Origin of the sequence: Micromonospora sp. NPDC005291 (genome assembly GCF_040607415.1) — a bacterium.
Lineage (GTDB): Bacteria > Actinomycetota > Actinomycetes > Mycobacteriales > Micromonosporaceae > Micromonospora.
Window position 1 is genome coordinate 31353 of sequence record NZ_JBEXGR010000011.1, and the last position, 16049, is coordinate 47401.

Genomic DNA, 16049 nt, shown 5'->3' on the forward strand with positions numbered 1-16049 from the left:
TCGGTCTCCTTGCGATGCGCGGCTCTCGGGCCTGTTCATGCTGGTCGGAACGGTCGCGCGGAGCAAGAGCCGGCGGTTGCGGCGGCCTGTGCGCCAGGTAACAGTTTGAAAACTTCGCCCACGGTCTTGACATAGACGGTCGTTTAGTAAGAAATTTTACCACTAACAGTAAACAGTCTTTTCGAAAAGGTGAGGCGTCGCATGGTTGATCACGAGGTGGACACCGCCGCGGGGACCGCGGTGGTCGACGCCGAGGCGATTGACCGGCGGGGCAGCCTCGGACCAGCCTCCGACGGGGTGCTGGCCCGGGTCCGCAATGGCCTCGGCGAGCTGACCGGCGCGTTGCGCCGGGTCGCCGAGCACGTGCTGAGCGACCCGGAAGCCGCCGCCCGAGCCACCATAGTGGAGCTGGCCGAGCGCAGCGGCACCTCGCCGGCGACCATCACCCGCTTCTGCCGGGCGATGGGCTTCGAGGGCTACGCCGATCTGCGGCTGGGCATCGCCTCCGAGACCGGCCGGGCGCGCTCGGCCGGCTGGACCATCGACATCGGCCGGGAGATCCAGCCGAGCGACCCGCTCGCCCGGGTGCTCGGCCAGATCATGGCCGCCGACACCCGGGCCATGCACGACACCGCCACCCTGCTCGATCTCGCCGAGGTGGAGCGGGCCGCAGTGGCGATCGCGGGCGCCAGCAGGGTGAACATCTTCGGCGCCAGCGGCAGCGCGTTGGTCGGTGAGGAGATGCAGTTCAGCCTGCATCGGATCGGCGTGGCCGCGTGGGCGTGGAACGACGTGCACGAGGGGCTGGCCAGCGCCGCGCTGCTGCGCTCCGGAGACGTGGCGCTCGGCATCTCCCACACCGGCCAGACTCGGGAGACCATCGAGATGCTCGCGGAGGCGGGCAGCCGGGGCGCCACCACCATCGCCCTCACCGGCTTCCCCCGCTCACCGCTGGCCGAGCTGGCCGACATCGTGCTGCTCACCGCCAGCCAGGCGACGACCTTCCGGCCGGACGCGCTCTCGGCCCGGCACCCCCAACTGGTGGTGCTCGACCTGCTCTACATCGCCGTCGCCCAGCGCACACACGACCGCGCCCACGCGGCCTTCCGGCGTACCGCGCAGGCCGTCGACGGGCACAAGGCCGCGAAGGGAGCCCAATCATGATCAGCGCCCAGGGGTACGCGGACGCGGTCCGCCCGGTGCTCGACCGGCTGCTCGACTCCGAGGCTGACGGGATCACCCGGGCCGCCGACCTGATCGCCGACAGCCTGCGCGCCGGCGGTGTGCTCCAGGCGTTCGGCGCCGGGCACTCCGAGGCGTTCGCCGCCGAGCTGGTCGCCCGCGCCGGCGGGCTCGTCCCCACCAACCGGCTCTCGGTGCGGGACCTGGTGGTGCACGGCGACGCCCCGCGCGACGTGCTCGCCGACCCCAAGCTGGAACGCGATCCCTCCATCGCCCACCAGATCTACGCGCTCGCGGCGCCACAGCCGCGCGACGTGTTCGTGGTGGCGTCCCAGTCCGGCATCAACGGCTCGGTGGTCGAGCTGGCGGCGCTGGTCACCGAGCGCGGTCACCCGTTGATCGCGGTCACCTCGGTCGAGCACACCGCACGGGTCGCCCCACGGCACCCGTCCGGCCAACGGCTCGCCGACCTCGCCGACGTCGTGCTGGACAACGGCGCGCCGTACGGCGATGCACTGCTGCCGCTCGAGGGCGGCGGCGCGGTCTGTGCGGTCTCCTCGCTCACCACGGCGCTGCTGGCGCAGCTGCTGACCGCGGAGGTCGTACGACGGTTCCACCAGGCCGGAGAGGTGCCCCCTATCTACCTCTCCGCCAACGTCCCCGGCGGGGACGAGCACAACATCGCCCTCGAGTCGCGGTACGCCGGGCGTCTCCGGCGCACCGCCTGACCCGAATTCCACAAGGAGAGACGACGATGTCGATTACCCCTGAGCACCCTGCCGCACTAGACCGTCGCACGGTGCTGCGTCGCGCCGCCGCCGTGGGCATGCTCGCCACTCCGGCCATTGGCCTGCTCAGCGCCTGCGCGACCAGCAGCGGTGACAAGGAGAACGAGCAGGTTGCCGGCGGCACCAAGAGTGAGAAGAACCCGCTGGGCGTCAAGGAGGACGCCCCGATCGAGGTGATCATCTTCAATGGTGGCTACGGCGAGAAGTACGCCACCGACGTGCACGAGCCGCTGTACAAGACGGCGTTCCCCAAGGCGGAGGTCAAGCACCAGGCCACCCAGGCCGTCTCGACCGTGCTCCAGCCGCGCTTCGCCGCCGGCAGCCCGCCGGAGTTCGTGAACAACTCGGGCGAGAAGCTGATGGACTTCGGCGCGCTGGTCGCCGACGGTCAGCTCCAGGACCTCACCGAGCTGTGGGACGCCCCGTCGGTCGACGACCCGGCCAAGAAGGTCCGGGACACCGTGGTGCCCGGCACCATCGAGGCGGGCTCGTTCAACGGCAAGCCGTTCGTCCTGTACTACGTCTCCACCGTCTTCGGCATCTGGTACTCCGGCAAGCTGTTCAAGGACAACGGCTGGGCGCCGGCCAAGACCTGGGACGACTTCATCGCCCTGCTCACCGCCATCAAGGCCAAGGGCATCACGCCCTACGGGTACGCCGGGGCGAACGCGGCCTACTACCAGTGGAACGTGATCCTCACCCAGGCCGCCAAGATCGGCGGTACGGACGTGCTGAAGAACATCGACAACCTGGAGGACGGCGCCTGGAAGCAGGACGCGGTCAAGCAGGCTGCCACGGCGTGGGCCGAGGTCGGCGCGAAGTTCAGCGACAAGAGCTTCGAGGGGCTCAAGCACACCGACGTGCAGCTGCGGCAGAACCAGTACAAGGTGGCCATGTACCCCAGCGGTGACTGGCTGGAGGGTGAGCAGAAGAAGGACACGCCGTCCGGCTTCGACTACCAGCTCATGCCGGTGCCGAGCCTGACCGCCTCGGACAAGCTGCCGGCCACGGCACTGCGCGCCACCGCGGGCGAGGGCTACTTCGTCTCGGCGAAGAGCAAGAACCCCAAGGGTGGCCTGGAGTACATGCGCCAGATGCTGTCCAAGGCGGGTGCGAAGGGCTTCACCGAGGTCGTCAAGGCCCCGACCGTGGTCCCCGCCGGCTCGGAGGGCTTCGCCTTCCCGCCCGGTGTGGCCAGCTCGCAGGCCGCGCTCAAGGCGGCCGGCCAGGACGTGTTCAACCTGTACTTCGACGGCTGGTACAAGGAGCTCGACACGGAGGCGCGGACCGCCACCAACGAGCTGATGTTCGGCCGGATCAACGCGGACGCTTTCGTGGAGCGGATTCAGAAGCGCGCTGACGCGATCAAGAAGGACAGCTCCGTTACCAAGTTCAAGCGTTGATCGATCGGAGCTAGGGTCATGCGGCACGGCAAGTATCCATTCGTGATCGGGTTCCTGTTCGCCCCGGTCGCGCTGTACGTGACCTTCGTGATCTGGCCGTACGCGCAGGCGTTCCAGATCTCGATGACCAACTGGCGGGGGCTGTCCGCCCCGCAGTGGGTGGGCTTCGACAACTACCGGAGGCTGCTCGACGACGGGGCCTTCTGGAAGGCGGTCCAGCACCACGGCGTACTGCTGCTTGCCCTGCCGCTGATCACCATTGCCATCGCGTTGTTCTTCGCCTTCCTGTTGAACGTGGGCGGCAAGAGCAGCGGGGGGCAGCGCCAGGGGGTCTGGGGGGCGAAGTTCTACCGGGTGGTGTTCTTCTTCCCCCAGGTCCTCGCGGTGGCCATCATCGCGGTGCTGTTCCAGATGGTGTACCGGCCGAACGAGTCCGGCCTGATCAACGGCGTGCTGATGAAGTTCGGCGTGGACCCGATTCTCTTCCTGGTCCGCCCGAACCTGGCCCTGTGGTCGATCATCGCGGTGCTCGTCTGGCAGGCCGTCGGCTTCTACGTGGTGCTGTTCTCAGCCGGGATGGCCTCCATCCCGGGTGAGATCTACGAGGCCGCGGAGATGGACGGGGCGAGCAAGGTGATGCTGTTCTTCCGGGTCACCCTGCCGCTGCTCTGGGACACCCTCCAGGTGGCCTGGGTGTACCTCGGCATCGCGGCGTTCGACGCGTTCGCCATCGTGGCGGTGCTCTCGGTCGATGGTGGCGGCCCGGACGGCGCCACCACCGTGCTGGCCATGGAGATCTACCGCAACGCGTTCGTCTACTCGAAGTACGGCTACGCCTCCGCGATGGGCGTGGCGCTGTTCTTCCTCACCCTCACGTTCGCGGCGCTGACGCTGCGGCTCACCAAGCGGGAAAGCGTGGAGTACTGATGAACCCGCAGTCGACGCTGCCGCCGACGCCGGCGGCCCTACCGCCGAAGACCGGCGACCCGGACGCGACCGGCCGGCGGGGCCGCAAGGGCCCGCGCTCGGAGGTACGGCTCTTCGCCGGCCTGGGACACGTCGCGCTCGCCGTCTGGGCGGTGATCGTGATCGTGCCGATCCTCTGGACGTTCCTCGCCGCGTTCAAGAACACCAGCGAGATCTTCAGCAGCCCCTGGACGCTTCCGGCGGAGCTGCGCTGGGAGAACTTCGGGCGGGCCTGGACCAAGGCGCACGTTGGCCGGTACTTCCTCAACAGCGTCATCGTGGTCTCGTGCAGCACGTTCCTCACCATGCTGCTCGGCTCGATGGCCGCGTACGTCCTGGCCCGCTACAAGTTCTGGGGCAACCGGGCGGTCTACTTCCTCTTCGTCTCCGGGTTGGCGTTCCCGGTCTTCCTCGCCCTGGTGCCGCTCTTCTTCGTGGTGAAGAACCTGGGCCTGCTGGACACCCACACCGGCGTGGTGCTGGTCTACACCGCGTACTCGTTGCCGTTCACGGTGTTCTTCCTGGCCGCGTTCTTCAAGACGCTGCCGTCGTCGGTCGCCGAGGCGGGAATGATCGACGGCTGTGGGCACACCCGACTGTTCTTCCAGGTCATGATGCCGATGGCGAAGCCGGGCCTGATCAGCGTGGCGATCTTCAACATCATCGGTCAGTGGGCGCAGTACCAACTTCCGCTGGTGCTGCTCTCCAACGCCAAGGACAAGTGGGTGCTCACCCAGGGCATCGCCGACATCTCGGTCAACGCCGGTTACGAGGCGGACTGGTCCGGGCTGTTCGCGGCGCTGACCATCGCCATCCTCCCGATGATCATCGTGTACGCGGTCTTCCAGCGGCAGATCCAGGCCGGCCTCACCTCCGGTGCGGTGAAGTAGACCAAGGACACCCGCACCGCAGGGGCCCCTCGATCGACGAGGGGCCCCTGCGGTCATCTCTGCTGCGGGCGCTCGTCGGCGTGGGTGTGCCACGAATGCCACAGAGCGGCGTACGCCCCGCCGGCCGCCACCAGCTCGTCGTGGCTGCCGATCTCGGTGATCCGACCGTCCGCCAGCACCGCCACCCGGTCGGCGTCGTGCGCGGTGTTGAGCCGGTGCGCGATCGCGATGACCGTCCGCCCGACGAGCACGGCGGCCAGCGCCCGCTCGGTACGACGGGCGGTGGTCGGATCGAGCGCGGCGGTCGCCTCGTCGAGGATCAGCGTGTGCGGGTCGGCGAGCACCAGCCGGGCCAGCGCGAGCTGCTGCGCCTCGGCCGCGCCAAGTTGCCGGGCCCCGTCGCCGAGTGCGGTGTCCAGGCCGTCGGGCAGCTGGGCATACCACTCGGCACCCACGGTGACCAGCGCCGAGCGCATCTGCTCGTCGGACGCGTCGGGCGCGGCGAAGGACAGGTTGTCGCGTACCGAGCCGATGAAGACGTGATGCTCCTGGGTGACCAGGGCGATCCGGCGACGTCGCTCGGCGGGGTCGAAGTCGGTGACCGGGCAACCGCCGATGCTGACGACGCCGTCCCGTGGTGCGTCGATCCCCGCCAGCAGCCGGGCCAGGGTGGACTTGCCGGCACCCGACGGACCGACCACGGCCAGCCGTTCACCGGGCTGCACCTCCAGATCGATGCCGTGCAGCACGTCCTGCCCGCCGGTGTAGGAGAACCGCGCCCCACGCACCACGAGCCGTTCTCCCCGCGACGTGGCCGTGGTGCCGGGCGGCTCCGGCGGGACCAGGCCGACGCCGAGCACCCGGGCGTACGACGCGAAGCCGCGCTGGGCCTGCTCCGTCCACTGCAGCAGCCGGTCCATCGGGTCGATCGCCTGTTGCAGGTAGAGCGCGGCGGCGATCACCGAGCCGAGCGAGACCATGTCCCGGGAGAGCAGGTGGCCGCCGAGGAGCAGGACCAGGGCGACCGGCAGCGGATAGCTGGCCTCGACGACCGAGAAGAAGACCGTACGCAGCGCGAGGGTCGCCCGCCGGGCGCGCCACACCAGGGCGATGCGGGTGGTGCCGTGCCGGATCCGGTCGTCGGCCAGCCGCAGCGCCTCCACCGTGCGGGCCCCCTCGGCGGTGGTGGTCAGCGTCTCGGTCAACTCGGCCGACACCGCGCCCTCGGTGAGGTACGCGGGGCCGGCCCGCCGCAGGTACCAGCGGGTCACCGCGATGATCGACGGGAGCCCGGCCAGCGCTGCCAGCCCGAGCAGCGGATGCAGCAGGAAGATCGCCCCGAACAGCAACGTCAACTGCACCGAGGCGATGACGATGATGGGCACCACGTCCCGGACGGTGGTCCCGACGGTCGCCACGTCGACCGAGCTGCGGGTGGCCAGGTCCCCGGAGCCGGCGCGCTCGACGACCGAGACCGGCAGCCGGAGAGTCCGGGAGACGAACTCCTCGCGCAGTTCGGCGACGGCCCGCTCACCGAAGCGGTGGCCGGCGTACTGGGCGTAGCGGGAGAGCAATGCGCTGACCAGGACGCAACCGGCGATGGCCAGCGCCAGTTTGTCCACAGTGGCCACCCCCGCGCCCGCGGTGACCCGGTCGACGATGGTGCCCAGCAGCCACGGCGGGGCGAGCCCGGCGACCGCGGCGGCGCTGTGCAGCGCCAGCACGATCCCGACCGCGCGCCGATGCCGGCTGATCATGTCTCGCAAGGCTCGGCGTACGGCGCTGCGGTCGGCCACCGGCAGCCGGCTCACCGGTACGCCCCCTCGGTGCCGGCGGGCTGCTCCAGATCGGGATCCTCGCTGTCACGGGCCACCAGGTGCCGGTAGTCGGCGTCCTGGTCGAGCAGGTCGGCGTGGCTGCCGGTGGCGGTGATCCGGCCGGCGCTCAGGTGCGCGACCAGGTCGGCCCGGCCGAGCAGCAGCGGCGACGTGGTGATCACCACGGTGGTCCGCCCGGCCCGCGCGGCACGCAGCCGCTCGGCGATCCGCGCCTCGGTGTGCGCGTCCACCGCCGAGGTCGGGTCGACGAGGATCAGCACCTCCGGCTCGGTGTGGAGCGCTCGGGCCAGGCGTACCCGTTGGCGCTGACCTCCGGAGAGCGTCCGGCCTCGGGCGTCGATCGGGGTGTCCAGCCGGGCGGGCAGGGCGTCGACGACGTCCTCGGCCGAGGCGACCCGCAGTGCGGCCCCGATCCGGTCGTCGTCGGCGTGAGCCCCGTGCAGGATGTCCCGCAGAGTTCCGGCGAAGAGGTACGAGTCGTGGTCGGCCACCAGGATCCGCTCTCGGACCTCGTCCAGGGCGACCCCGGTCAGCGGCACACCGCCCCAGGTGGTCCCGCTGACGACGTACCGGCCGAGCCGGTCGGCCAGGGCCACGGCCGCCGCCGGGTCGTCTGCCGCAACCCCGGTCAGCCGGCCGGCGCGCACGGTCAACCCGGTCACCGGGTCGTGCAGGTCGGCGGGGCCGGTCGGCGCGGTCAGGGCGCCCGGCCGACGTGCGTCGGGCACGGAGCCCGGCCACCGACGACCCGGGCCGCCGACATCGTCCGTGCTCACGGAGAGCAGGTCGGCGATCCGCCGGGCGGCAACCCGACCCCGGATCAGCTGGTAACTGCCCTCCATCAGAAACCAGACCGGCACGATCAGGGTCGCCACGTAGCCGTAGACGGCGACCAGCTCACCGACCGTGACGTCACCGCTCACCGCCATCCGAGCCGTCAGCCACACCACCGCCGCCAGGAACAACCCGGGGATGGCGACGGTGGCCGCGTCGATCCAACTGTTGACCGCGCCGACCCGGTAGCCCTCGGCGCGCAGGTCCTGGGACCTGGCCGCGTACCGCCGCGCGAACAGGTCCCGGCCGCCCACCCCGGCGAGCACCCGCAGCCCGGCCACGATGTCGCCGGATCGGGCGGTGAGCGCGCCCTGCTGCCCGCGGTAGACCGACTCCGCACGCTCCAGGCGGCGCAGCAGTGGCCCGACGACCAGCCCGACCACCGGCACTCCCACCAGCACACAGAGCGCGAGCGTCGGGGAGATCGACCAGAGCACCACGGCGATGACCCCGTACGCGACGACCGCGCCGACGCCGGGCCCGGTCAGCGTCAGCACGTCCGCCGCCCAGTTGATGTCGGAGCCGCCGACGGTGGCCACCTCGCCCGAGGCGACCCGGCGTGGCAGCGCGGCGCCGATCCGGGACAGGTGGCGCAGCAGGACCTCCGCCGAGCGGGCCTTGGCGTCTTCCCGGATGAACGTCATCGTGCGGTGCCGCATGGTGCCCACGAACGACAACGCCACTCCCGCCACGACGATCGCCGCGACCCAGAGCGCCAGGGCCCGGGTGTCGTGGGCGCGCAGCCCGTCGTCGACGGCGCGGTAGATCAGGTAGGGCCGTGCCGACAGCCCGACCATCCAGACCGTCCCGAGCAGGCTGCCGCGCAGCACCCGCCCGGGTTGGCAGCGGACCAGCCACCAGAGATATCGCATCGGACCCCGGGTGTCCGGAGTCCCAGGTTCGGAATGCGGGATCTGCGGGGGCATTCGATCACGCTATCGGTCCGCTCCGACACCCACGGACCCTCCAGATGTAAGGTGCGCCTCCTTTCCTGTCGGGGGGAAGAGGCAGAATCGCGTTCGTGCTGGTGGCGGTGGTGTCCGACGAGCGGGGCGGGGGAGTGCTGCGCCCACTGGACGCCGCCGGCCGGCCGGCCGGCCCGACCGAGGTCGTCACCGACCTGATCGCCGCGGTCGCCGCGTGCGAGGCCGCCGAGCACCCGCGCTGGGTCTGGTCGGCCACCGCATCCGTCTACCCGGCGCTGCTGCGTGCCGGCGTGCGGGTCGACCGGTGCCACGACGTGGAGTTGACCGAGGCGCTGCTGCTCGGGCACGCCGGCCGCTGGGGCGAGCCCCGCTCGCTGGCCGCCGCCTGGGCCCGGCTGAGCGGCGCAGCGGTGCCGCCCGACCCACCGCCGCGCGCCGCCGCGCCGCCCGGGCACGGCCAGGGCGCGCTCTTCGACACGCTGCCCGGCCCGCCGGGCCCGGGCATCGAGGCCCTGACCCAGGTGTACGCCGACCAGCTTTCCCGCACCGCTGCCACCGAGCATCCGGGCCGGTTCCGGTTGCTGGTGGCCGCCGAGTCGGCCGGCGCGCTGATCGCGGTGGAGATGGGCGTCGCCGGGTTGCCCTGGCGTGCCGACGTGCACGACGAGATCCTCAACGAGTTGCTCGGCGAGGCGTCCCCGGTCGGCGGCCCACCGCGCCGACTCGCCGAGTTGGCAGCTCGGATCGCCGACGCGTTCGGCGTGCGCCGCCTGCACGCCGACTCCCCGGCAGAGCTGTTGAAGGCGTTCGCCCGGGTCGGGGTGGAACTGCCCAGCACCCGGGCCTGGGTTCTGCGCGGGGTGGACCATCCGGCCGTGCCACTGGTGTTGGAATACAAGGAGATCTACCGGATCTGGACGGCGCACGGCTGGTCCTGGCGCGAGCAGTGGGTGCGTGACGGCCGGTTCCAGCCGGAGTACGTGCCGGGTGGGGTCGTCTCCGGCCGCTGGGCCACCCGGGGCGGGGGCGCTCTGCAGATCCCCAAGGTGATCCGGCGTGCCGTGGTGGCCGATCCGGGCTGGCGGTTGGTGGTCGCCGACGCCGGTCAGTTGGAGCCTCGGGTGCTCGCCGCGGTCTCCGGCGACGCCCGGCTGGCGGCGGCGGGCGGTGCCGGCGATCTCTACGCCGCGCTGGCCCGCGACTCCTTCGGCGGCGACCGGGCCCGGGCCAAGGTCGCCCTGCTCGGCGCGATGTACGGGCAGACCGGCGGGGCTGCGGTGCCCGCGTTGGCGGTGCTCAAGCGCAGTTACCCGACGGCGTTCGGTTACGTCGAGGCTGCGGCGCGCACCGGTGAGGCGGGTGGGCTGGTGCGGTCGTGGCTGGGGCGGACGTGCCCGCCCGGTTCGGCCGGCTTCGGTGATCCCGACGATGCGCCCTCCGACCCGGATGGCGCGGCCGACCCGCACAGTCCCCGGGCCCGTGCCGCGCGGTCCCGGGGGCGCTTCACCCGCAACTTCGTCATCCAGGCGACCGCCGCCGAGTGGGCGTCGACTCTGCTCGCCACGCTGCGGGCGGAGCTGGCCGGCACCGACGCCGAGCTGGTCTTCTTTCAGCACGACGAGGTCGTCGTGCACTGCCCTGCCGTGCAGGCCGACGCGGTCGCCGCAGCGGTCAGCCGTGCTGGCGACCGGGCCACCGCACTGCTCTTCGGTGACACCCCGGTCCGCTTTCCGTTGGACCTGTCCATCGTCGACTGCTACGCCGACGCGACCTGACCCCGGTGCGGTGCCGTGCCCGGAGGTGCCGGGCATATAACGGTTGCGCTATTTCTCCTTTTCGCCCCGCCACCCTCGGCCGGCCGTCCTCGTTGCAGTGTCCGTAGGAAGGGACCGACCGGTCACGGTCGGTCCCGTGCTGGAGGGGGCGCAGCTGAACCGGATCGCAGGAATGATCATCGCCGCGGGCGGGGGACGACGGATCGGTGGTCCCGAGGCGCTGCTGCACCAGGGTGAGAAGCCCCTGGTCAACCAGATGATCGACACAATGACCGAGGCGGGCTGCGAGCAGATCGTGGTCGTGCTGGGTGCCGCCGCTGATCAGGTCCGGGAAACCGCTGATCTGGGCAAGGCCACCGTAGTGATCAACAAGGCGTGGGGCACCGGGGTCGGTTCGTCGATCCGGGCCGGCCTGGCCGCCATGGACGACGAGGGGATCGAGGCGGTGGTGGTGGTCCCCGTCGACATGCCGGGCCTGACCGCCGTAGCGGTCCGCCGGGTGGCCGCGCTGCCGTACCCGGACGTGCTCGTCTGCGCCACCTACGACGGGTTGCGCGGCTACCCGATGCTCTTCGGCCGTCGGCACTGGCCCGGCATCGCAACCCTGGCCAGCGCGGATGTGGGCGCCCGGCCCTACCTGCTGGCGCACAAGGACCAGATCGTCGACATCGCCTGCGACGCGGTGGCCGACGGCAGCCGGGTCGACACCCCGGAGCTGATGGCGCTCTACGGGCTCACCGTCCCGCCGCAGCGGGTGGGCGTCTAGTCAGCTGGTGTCACATGGGTAGGCGCCCACCCCCTCGCTGCCTTTGCTCTGCTTCAATCCACGCAACACCGCGCGTCCGATATCCGAACACCGAGTGTTGCGTCCGTTGAAGCAGAGCAAAGGCAAACCGACCACCCCTGCCCGCCGGCCGAGGTGCGGTTACTCCGAGGCCTGGTCCAGTTCGCCGGTGGCGGCGAGCCGCCGGTACCAGTGGGCGCTGTCCTTCCAGGTGCGGACCTGGGTGTCGTAGTCGACCCGGATGATCCCGAAGCGGCGGTCGTAGCCGTAGCCCCACTCGAAGTTGTCCAGCAGCGACCAGACGAAGTAGCCGCGGACGTCCGCACCCTGCGCACGGGCGTCGGCCATCGCGCCGATGTGTTGGCGCAGGTAGTCGATCCGTCGGTCGTCGTGGATCCGGCCGTTGTCCGACACCACGTCGTCGAAGGCCGCACCGTTCTCGGTGATCATCATCGGCTGGCTCGGGTACGCGTCGCGTAGGCGCAGCAGCAGCTCGGTCAGGGCGGGCGGGTCGATGTTCCAACCCATCGCCGTGTACGGGCCGGGCTGCGGCAGGAAGTCGACGTTGTCGGCGGCGACCCACGGTGTCGAGGTGGAGGCGCCGTGCCCGTCGGCGTCGGAGCGGGCCGACACCCCGTCCCAGGCCTGGACCAGGGTGCTGGAGTAGTAGTTCACCCCGAGCACGTCCAGCGGCACCGCGATCAGCTTCTCGTCACCGTCGCGGACGAACGACCAGTCGGTGACAGGTGCGGTGTCGGCGAGCAGGTCAGCGGGGTACGCCCCGTCGAGCATCGGGCCGAGGAACGCCCGGTTGGCCAGCGCGTCGATCCGCCGTACCGCGTCCTGGTCCGCGTCGGAGTCGGACGCCCCCCGGATGACGTGCAGGTTCAGCGTCACCGACAGCTCGGCGGCCGGGGCCAGCTCCCGGACCACCCGGCCGGCCAGGCCGTGCGCGAGGTTGAGGTGGTGCACCGCGGCCAGCGCCGCCGCCGGCTCGGTCCGACCCGGGGCGTGCACCCCGGAGGCGTAGCCCAGGTACGCCGAGCACCACGGCTCGTTCAGCGTCGTCCAGGTGTGCACCCGGTCGCCCAGGGCACCGACGATGCCCGCCGCGTACTCCTGGAAGCGCAGCGCGGTCTCCCGTGCCGCCCAGCCGCCGCCGTCCTCCAACTCCTGCGGCAGGTCCCAGTGGTACATGGTTGCCACCGGCCGGACGCCCCGGTCCAGCAGACCGTCCACCAGCCGGGAGTAGAAGTCGATCCCGGCCTGGTTGAACCGGCCCGAGCCGCCCGGCTGCACCCGTGGCCAGGAGATGGAGAACCGGTACGCGCCGAGCCCGAGGTCGGCGATGTGCCCGAGGTCGTCGGCCCACCGGTGGTAGTGGTCGGCCGCCACGTCACCGGTGTCGCCGTTCAGCGTCCGGCCGGGCGTGTGGCTGTAGGTGTCCCAGATGGACGGTCCGCGGCCGTCTTCGGTGACCGCGCCCTCGATCTGGTACGCCGCGGTCGCCGATCCCCAGACGAAGCTCTCCGGGAAGTGGTGTTGCGTCATCGTTCAGTCCCCTGGATCTCGCAGATAAAGCCCGTCGAGGTGCCGGCGACCAGTTCGGCACTGGCCGTCCCACCCTCGTAGCGCACGTCGAACTCGGCGCCCGGCCCGTCCCCGGGTGACGGTACCCGTACCCGGGTCCGCTGCCCCTCGGCCGGTGCGTACAGCCGCAGCCGTACATCGTCCGCCCACTCGTAGTCCGGTCGGTCGTCGCGGGCACCGAACGGGATGACCGCGCCCGGCCGTGCCAGCACCGGCAGGCTGTCGAACCCGTGCTTCTCGGTGACCCACGCCGGGCCGGTGACCTGCGCGCCGGTGACCAGGTGCGTCCAGGTGCCCCCGGGCACGTAGTAGGTGACGTCGCCGTCGGCGCTGAACACCGGAGCGACCAGCACGTCCGGGCCGAGCATGTACTGCCGGTCCAGGTGCGCGGTGGCCGGGTCGTCCGGGAACTCCACGATCATCGGCCGCATCATCGGCGTCCCGTCGCGGTGCGCCTCCTCGGCGGCGGCCGCCAGGTACGGCATCAGGCGGAGCTTGAGCTGGGTGAAGTGCCGCAGCACGTCGACGGCCTCGTCGTCGAATGCCCACGGCACCCGGTACGAGCCGGAACCGTGCAGCCGGGAGTGCGAGGAGAGCAACCCGAAGGCGGTCCACCGCTTGAACACGTCCGGGTCGGGGGTGCCCTCGAAGCCGCCGATGTCGTGGCTCCAGTAGCCGAAGCCGGACGCGGCCAGGGACAGCCCGCCGCGCAGCGACTCGGCCATGGCGACGAACGTCGACTCGCAGTCGCCGCCCCAGTGCACCGGGAACTGCTGCCCGCCCGCCGTGGCCGAGCGGGCGAACAGCACGGCCTCGCCCTTCCCGCGCTCGGCCTCCAGCAGCTCGAAGACCGCCTTGTTGTAGAGGTACGAGTAGTAGTTGTGCATCCGCTGCGGGTCCGAGCCGTCGTGCCACACCACGTCGGTCGGGATGCGCTCACCGAAGTCGGTCTTGAAGCAGTCGACGCCCATGTCCAGCAACGCCTTGAGCTTGCCGGTGAACCAGCGCACCGCGTCCGGGTTGGTGAAGTCGACCAGCGCCATGCCGGCCTGCCACTTGTCCCACTGCCAGACCGATCCGTCGGGGTTGCGGACCAGGTAGCCCGCCTCGCGGCCCTCCTCGAACAGGTACGAGCGCTGCGCGATGTACGGGTTGATCCAGACGCACACCTTGAGGTCGCGTTCGTGCAGGCGACGCAGCATTCCCTCGGGGTCGGGGAAGGTCGCCGGGTCCCAGACGAAGTCGACCCAGTGGAACTGGCGCATCCAGAAGCAGTCGAAGTGGAACACCGACAGCGGCAGCCCCCGCTCGGCCATCCCGTCGACGAACTCGGTCACCGTCTTCTCGTCGTACGAGGTGGTGAACGAGGTGGACAGCCACAGCCCGTACGACCAGGCGGGAACCCGGGCCGGCCGGCCGGTCAGCGCGGTGTAGCGGCGCAGCACGTCCTTCGGGTTGGGCCCGTCGATGACGTAGTAGGTGAGCGTCTGCCCCTCGACGCTGAACTGGGTCTGCGTGACGACCTCGGAGCCGACCTCGAACGACACGTGCTCCGGGTGGTCCACGAACACCCCGTAGCCGGCGCTGCTGAGGTAGAACGGCACGTTCTTGTACGCCTGCTCGCTGGCGGTGCCGCCGTCGGCGTTCCAGATGTCGACGGTCTGGCCGTTCTTGACGAACGGGCCGAAGCGCTCGCCCAACCCGTACACCGTTTCGCCGACGCCGAGGGCGAGCCGCTCGTGCACGTGCCGGCGGCCCTCCGCGTCGGTGACGACGCCGACGCTGCGCGCGGTGGACGCGGTCACCAGCCGATCGCCGTGCAGGAAGTCGACCCGCCACCCGTCGATGAGCGCGACCCGCGCGGTCAGCTCACCGGTGGTCAGTGTGGCGCTGATTCCGGTGACGTCGACGGTGACCGGGTGCGTCTCGTCGGTGCTCAGCCCGAAGTGGGGCTCGCGGGGCAGCCCGCCGGTGTGGTGGGCGATGGTCACCCCGATGACGCCGGGTGCGGGGGAGAAGAACCGGACGGTGACCAGGGGCCGGTTGAGGGTGTCGCCGCGTCCGGTGATCTGACCGGTCGGCGCGAAGACGGTGAAGCCGCGCTCGTCCGGCTCGACCGATTCCACGGTGCCGGGACGCAGGACGTTGACACCGGGGCGCAGTTGCCAGTACCCGTCGGTGAACTTCACTTCTCGGCTCCTGCCGTGATGCCGCGCGCCAGGGTGCGCTGGAAGATGAGGAAGAAGAGGATGGCCGGCACCAGGCTGATCAGCGCCCCGGCGTTGGTGGTCGGAGCGTCCATCAGCCGGTCGCCCTGCAACGACGCGAGCGCGACCGGGATGGTCTGCGTCTGGTTGTCGATCAGCATGACCAGCGGGATGAGGAACTCGTTCCACGTCCAGATGAAGAAGAAGATGAGCAGCACCGCGAGGGTGGGCCGCAGGTTGGGGAAGACCACCCGCCACAGCACGGTCCACTTGCCGGCGCCGTCGAGCGCGGCGGCCTCCAGCAGCGAGCGCGGGAACGTGCCCATCACCGAGGCGAGCAGGTAGGTGCCGAACGCGCTCTGGATCACGGTGAAGATGATGATCACCGCGAGTCGGGTGTTGTAGAGCCCGACCTCCTTGGCCACGTAGTACAGCGGGTAGATCAGCGCCTCCTGCGGCAGCATGTTGGCCAGCAGGAAGAGACCGACGATCCAGAGCCGGCCGCGAACCCGGCCGATGCCCAGGGCGTACGCGTTGAGCAGTGACACGACGACGCCGAGCACCGCCACGGAGCCGGCGATGAGCGCCGAGTTCCAGAGCTTGAGCGGAAAGTTCACCTCGGTCCAGTACGTCCGCAGACCCTTGGTGTAGAACTCCGTCGGCCAGCTCAGCGGGCCGCCCGACGAGTAGTCACCGGGCGACTTGAACGCGTTGAGCAGCATGAACGCGAACGGCACCAGCATGACGAGAGCGCCGAGCGTGACCAGGGTGAGCACGACCCAGCGGCTGACGCCACGGTGGTGCCTATCGCGGACGGGCCGGCGCGGCGCCACCGGCGCGGTGGTCGGTGTGAGCGTGACGGCCAT

Annotated in this window: 12 protein-coding genes; 7 read left to right on the plus strand and 5 right to left on the minus strand. The window is 70.8% G+C overall.

The window, feature by feature from the left end; genetic code table 11:
• Nucleotides 1-201 precede the first annotated feature (201 nt).
• The 5 genes from ABZT18_RS16760 to ABZT18_RS16780 are packed head-to-tail and all read left to right on the plus strand — an operon-like array spanning nucleotide 202 to nucleotide 5229.
• The gene (locus ABZT18_RS16760) at nucleotides 202-1164 is read left to right on the plus strand and encodes a MurR/RpiR family transcriptional regulator (protein ID WP_355251654.1); all 963 of its coding nucleotides are present in this window, start codon (nucleotides 202-204) and stop codon (nucleotides 1162-1164) included.
• Complete coding sequence (locus ABZT18_RS16765) at nucleotides 1161-1910, plus strand: SIS domain-containing protein (protein ID WP_354992497.1); 750 nt, start codon at nucleotides 1161-1163, stop codon at nucleotides 1908-1910. The genes ABZT18_RS16760 and ABZT18_RS16765 overlap by 4 nt, the downstream gene beginning before the upstream one ends.
• 26 nt (nucleotides 1911-1936) lie before the next feature.
• Nucleotides 1937-3373 carry an N-acetylglucosamine/diacetylchitobiose ABC transporter substrate-binding protein gene (ngcE, locus tag ABZT18_RS16770; protein WP_355251657.1) on the plus strand — a complete coding sequence of 479 codons (1437 nt, stop codon included), beginning with the start codon at nucleotides 1937-1939 and terminating at the stop codon, nucleotides 3371-3373.
• Between the two features lie 18 nt (nucleotides 3374-3391).
• A complete protein-coding gene (locus tag ABZT18_RS16775) occupies nucleotides 3392-4300 on the plus strand; it encodes a sugar ABC transporter permease (RefSeq protein WP_354992495.1) in 909 nt (302 codons plus the stop codon).
• Nucleotides 4300-5229 (plus strand): carbohydrate ABC transporter permease, encoded by a 930-nt coding sequence (locus tag ABZT18_RS16780; protein WP_354992494.1) that lies wholly within the window; start codon nucleotides 4300-4302, stop codon nucleotides 5227-5229. The genes ABZT18_RS16775 and ABZT18_RS16780 overlap by 1 nt, the downstream gene beginning before the upstream one ends.
• Before the next feature lie 53 nt (nucleotides 5230-5282).
• Here the strand turns inward: ABZT18_RS16780 and ABZT18_RS16785 are convergent, their stop codons facing one another.
• Both ABZT18_RS16785 and ABZT18_RS16790 read right to left on the minus strand, forming a co-directional pair.
• Nucleotides 5283-6986 carry an ABC transporter ATP-binding protein gene (locus ABZT18_RS16785; RefSeq protein ID WP_355251816.1) on the minus strand — a complete coding sequence of 568 codons (1704 nt, stop codon included), beginning with the start codon at nucleotides 6984-6986 and terminating at the stop codon, nucleotides 5283-5285.
• Between the two features lie 50 nt (nucleotides 6987-7036).
• On the minus strand, nucleotides 7037-8773 hold the full coding sequence (locus ABZT18_RS16790; RefSeq protein ID WP_355251660.1) for an ABC transporter ATP-binding protein: 1737 nt from the start codon (nucleotides 8771-8773) through the stop codon (nucleotides 7037-7039).
• A 119-nt stretch (nucleotides 8774-8892) separates the two neighbouring features.
• Between ABZT18_RS16790 and ABZT18_RS16795 the strand changes: the two genes are divergently transcribed.
• Nucleotides 8893-10602, plus strand: coding sequence for a bifunctional 3'-5' exonuclease/DNA polymerase (locus tag ABZT18_RS16795; protein WP_355251819.1), 1710 nt, complete (start codon nucleotides 8893-8895; stop codon nucleotides 10600-10602).
• 172 nt (nucleotides 10603-10774) lie between these two features.
• Nucleotides 10775-11368 carry a nucleotidyltransferase family protein gene (locus ABZT18_RS16800; RefSeq protein ID WP_354992520.1) on the plus strand — a complete coding sequence of 198 codons (594 nt, stop codon included), beginning with the start codon at nucleotides 10775-10777 and terminating at the stop codon, nucleotides 11366-11368.
• A 159-nt stretch (nucleotides 11369-11527) separates the two neighbouring features.
• On the opposite strand, the gene ABZT18_RS16805 is transcribed toward ABZT18_RS16800, so the two are convergent.
• The 3 genes from ABZT18_RS16805 to ABZT18_RS16815 are packed head-to-tail and all read right to left on the minus strand — an operon-like array spanning nucleotide 11528 to nucleotide 16049.
• Nucleotides 11528-12937: a GH1 family beta-glucosidase gene (locus ABZT18_RS16805; RefSeq protein WP_354992492.1), complete on the minus strand. Its 1410-nt coding sequence runs from the start codon at nucleotides 12935-12937 to the stop codon at nucleotides 11528-11530.
• Complete coding sequence (yicI, locus tag ABZT18_RS16810; protein ID WP_354992491.1) at nucleotides 12934-15165, minus strand: alpha-xylosidase; 2232 nt, start codon at nucleotides 15163-15165, stop codon at nucleotides 12934-12936. The genes ABZT18_RS16805 and yicI overlap by 4 nt, the downstream gene beginning before the upstream one ends.
• Nucleotides 15162-16049, minus strand: a complete 888-nt coding sequence (locus ABZT18_RS16815; RefSeq protein ID WP_354992490.1) for a carbohydrate ABC transporter permease — start codon at nucleotides 16047-16049, stop codon at nucleotides 15162-15164. Before ABZT18_RS16815 ends, yicI begins: the two co-directional genes overlap by 4 nt.

Excerpts from the sequence above, each read along its gene's own strand:
- ABZT18_RS16760 (WP_355251654.1), top strand. The coding sequence starts at position 202 with ATGGTTGATCACGAGGTGGACACCGCCGCGGGGACCGCGGTGGTCGAC.
- ABZT18_RS16765 (WP_354992497.1), top strand. The coding sequence starts at position 1,161 with ATGATCAGCGCCCAGGGGTACGCGGACGCGGTCCGCCCGGTGCTCGAC.
- ngcE (WP_355251657.1), top strand. The coding sequence starts at position 1,937 with ATGTCGATTACCCCTGAGCACCCTGCCGCACTAGACCGTCGCACGGTG.
- ABZT18_RS16775 (WP_354992495.1), top strand. The coding sequence starts at position 3,392 with ATGCGGCACGGCAAGTATCCATTCGTGATCGGGTTCCTGTTCGCCCCG.
- ABZT18_RS16780 (WP_354992494.1), top strand. The coding sequence starts at position 4,300 with ATGAACCCGCAGTCGACGCTGCCGCCGACGCCGGCGGCCCTACCGCCG.
- ABZT18_RS16785 (WP_355251816.1), bottom strand. The coding sequence starts at position 6,986 with ATGATCAGCCGGCATCGGCGCGCGGTCGGGATCGTGCTGGCGCTGCAC.
- ABZT18_RS16790 (WP_355251660.1), bottom strand. The coding sequence starts at position 8,773 with ATGCGATATCTCTGGTGGCTGGTCCGCTGCCAACCCGGGCGGGTGCTG.
- ABZT18_RS16800 (WP_354992520.1), top strand. The coding sequence starts at position 10,775 with ATGATCATCGCCGCGGGCGGGGGACGACGGATCGGTGGTCCCGAGGCG.
- ABZT18_RS16805 (WP_354992492.1), bottom strand. The coding sequence starts at position 12,937 with ATGACGCAACACCACTTCCCGGAGAGCTTCGTCTGGGGATCGGCGACC.
- ABZT18_RS16815 (WP_354992490.1), bottom strand. The coding sequence starts at position 16,049 with ATGGCCGTCACGCTCACACCGACCACCGCGCCGGTGGCGCCGCGCCGG.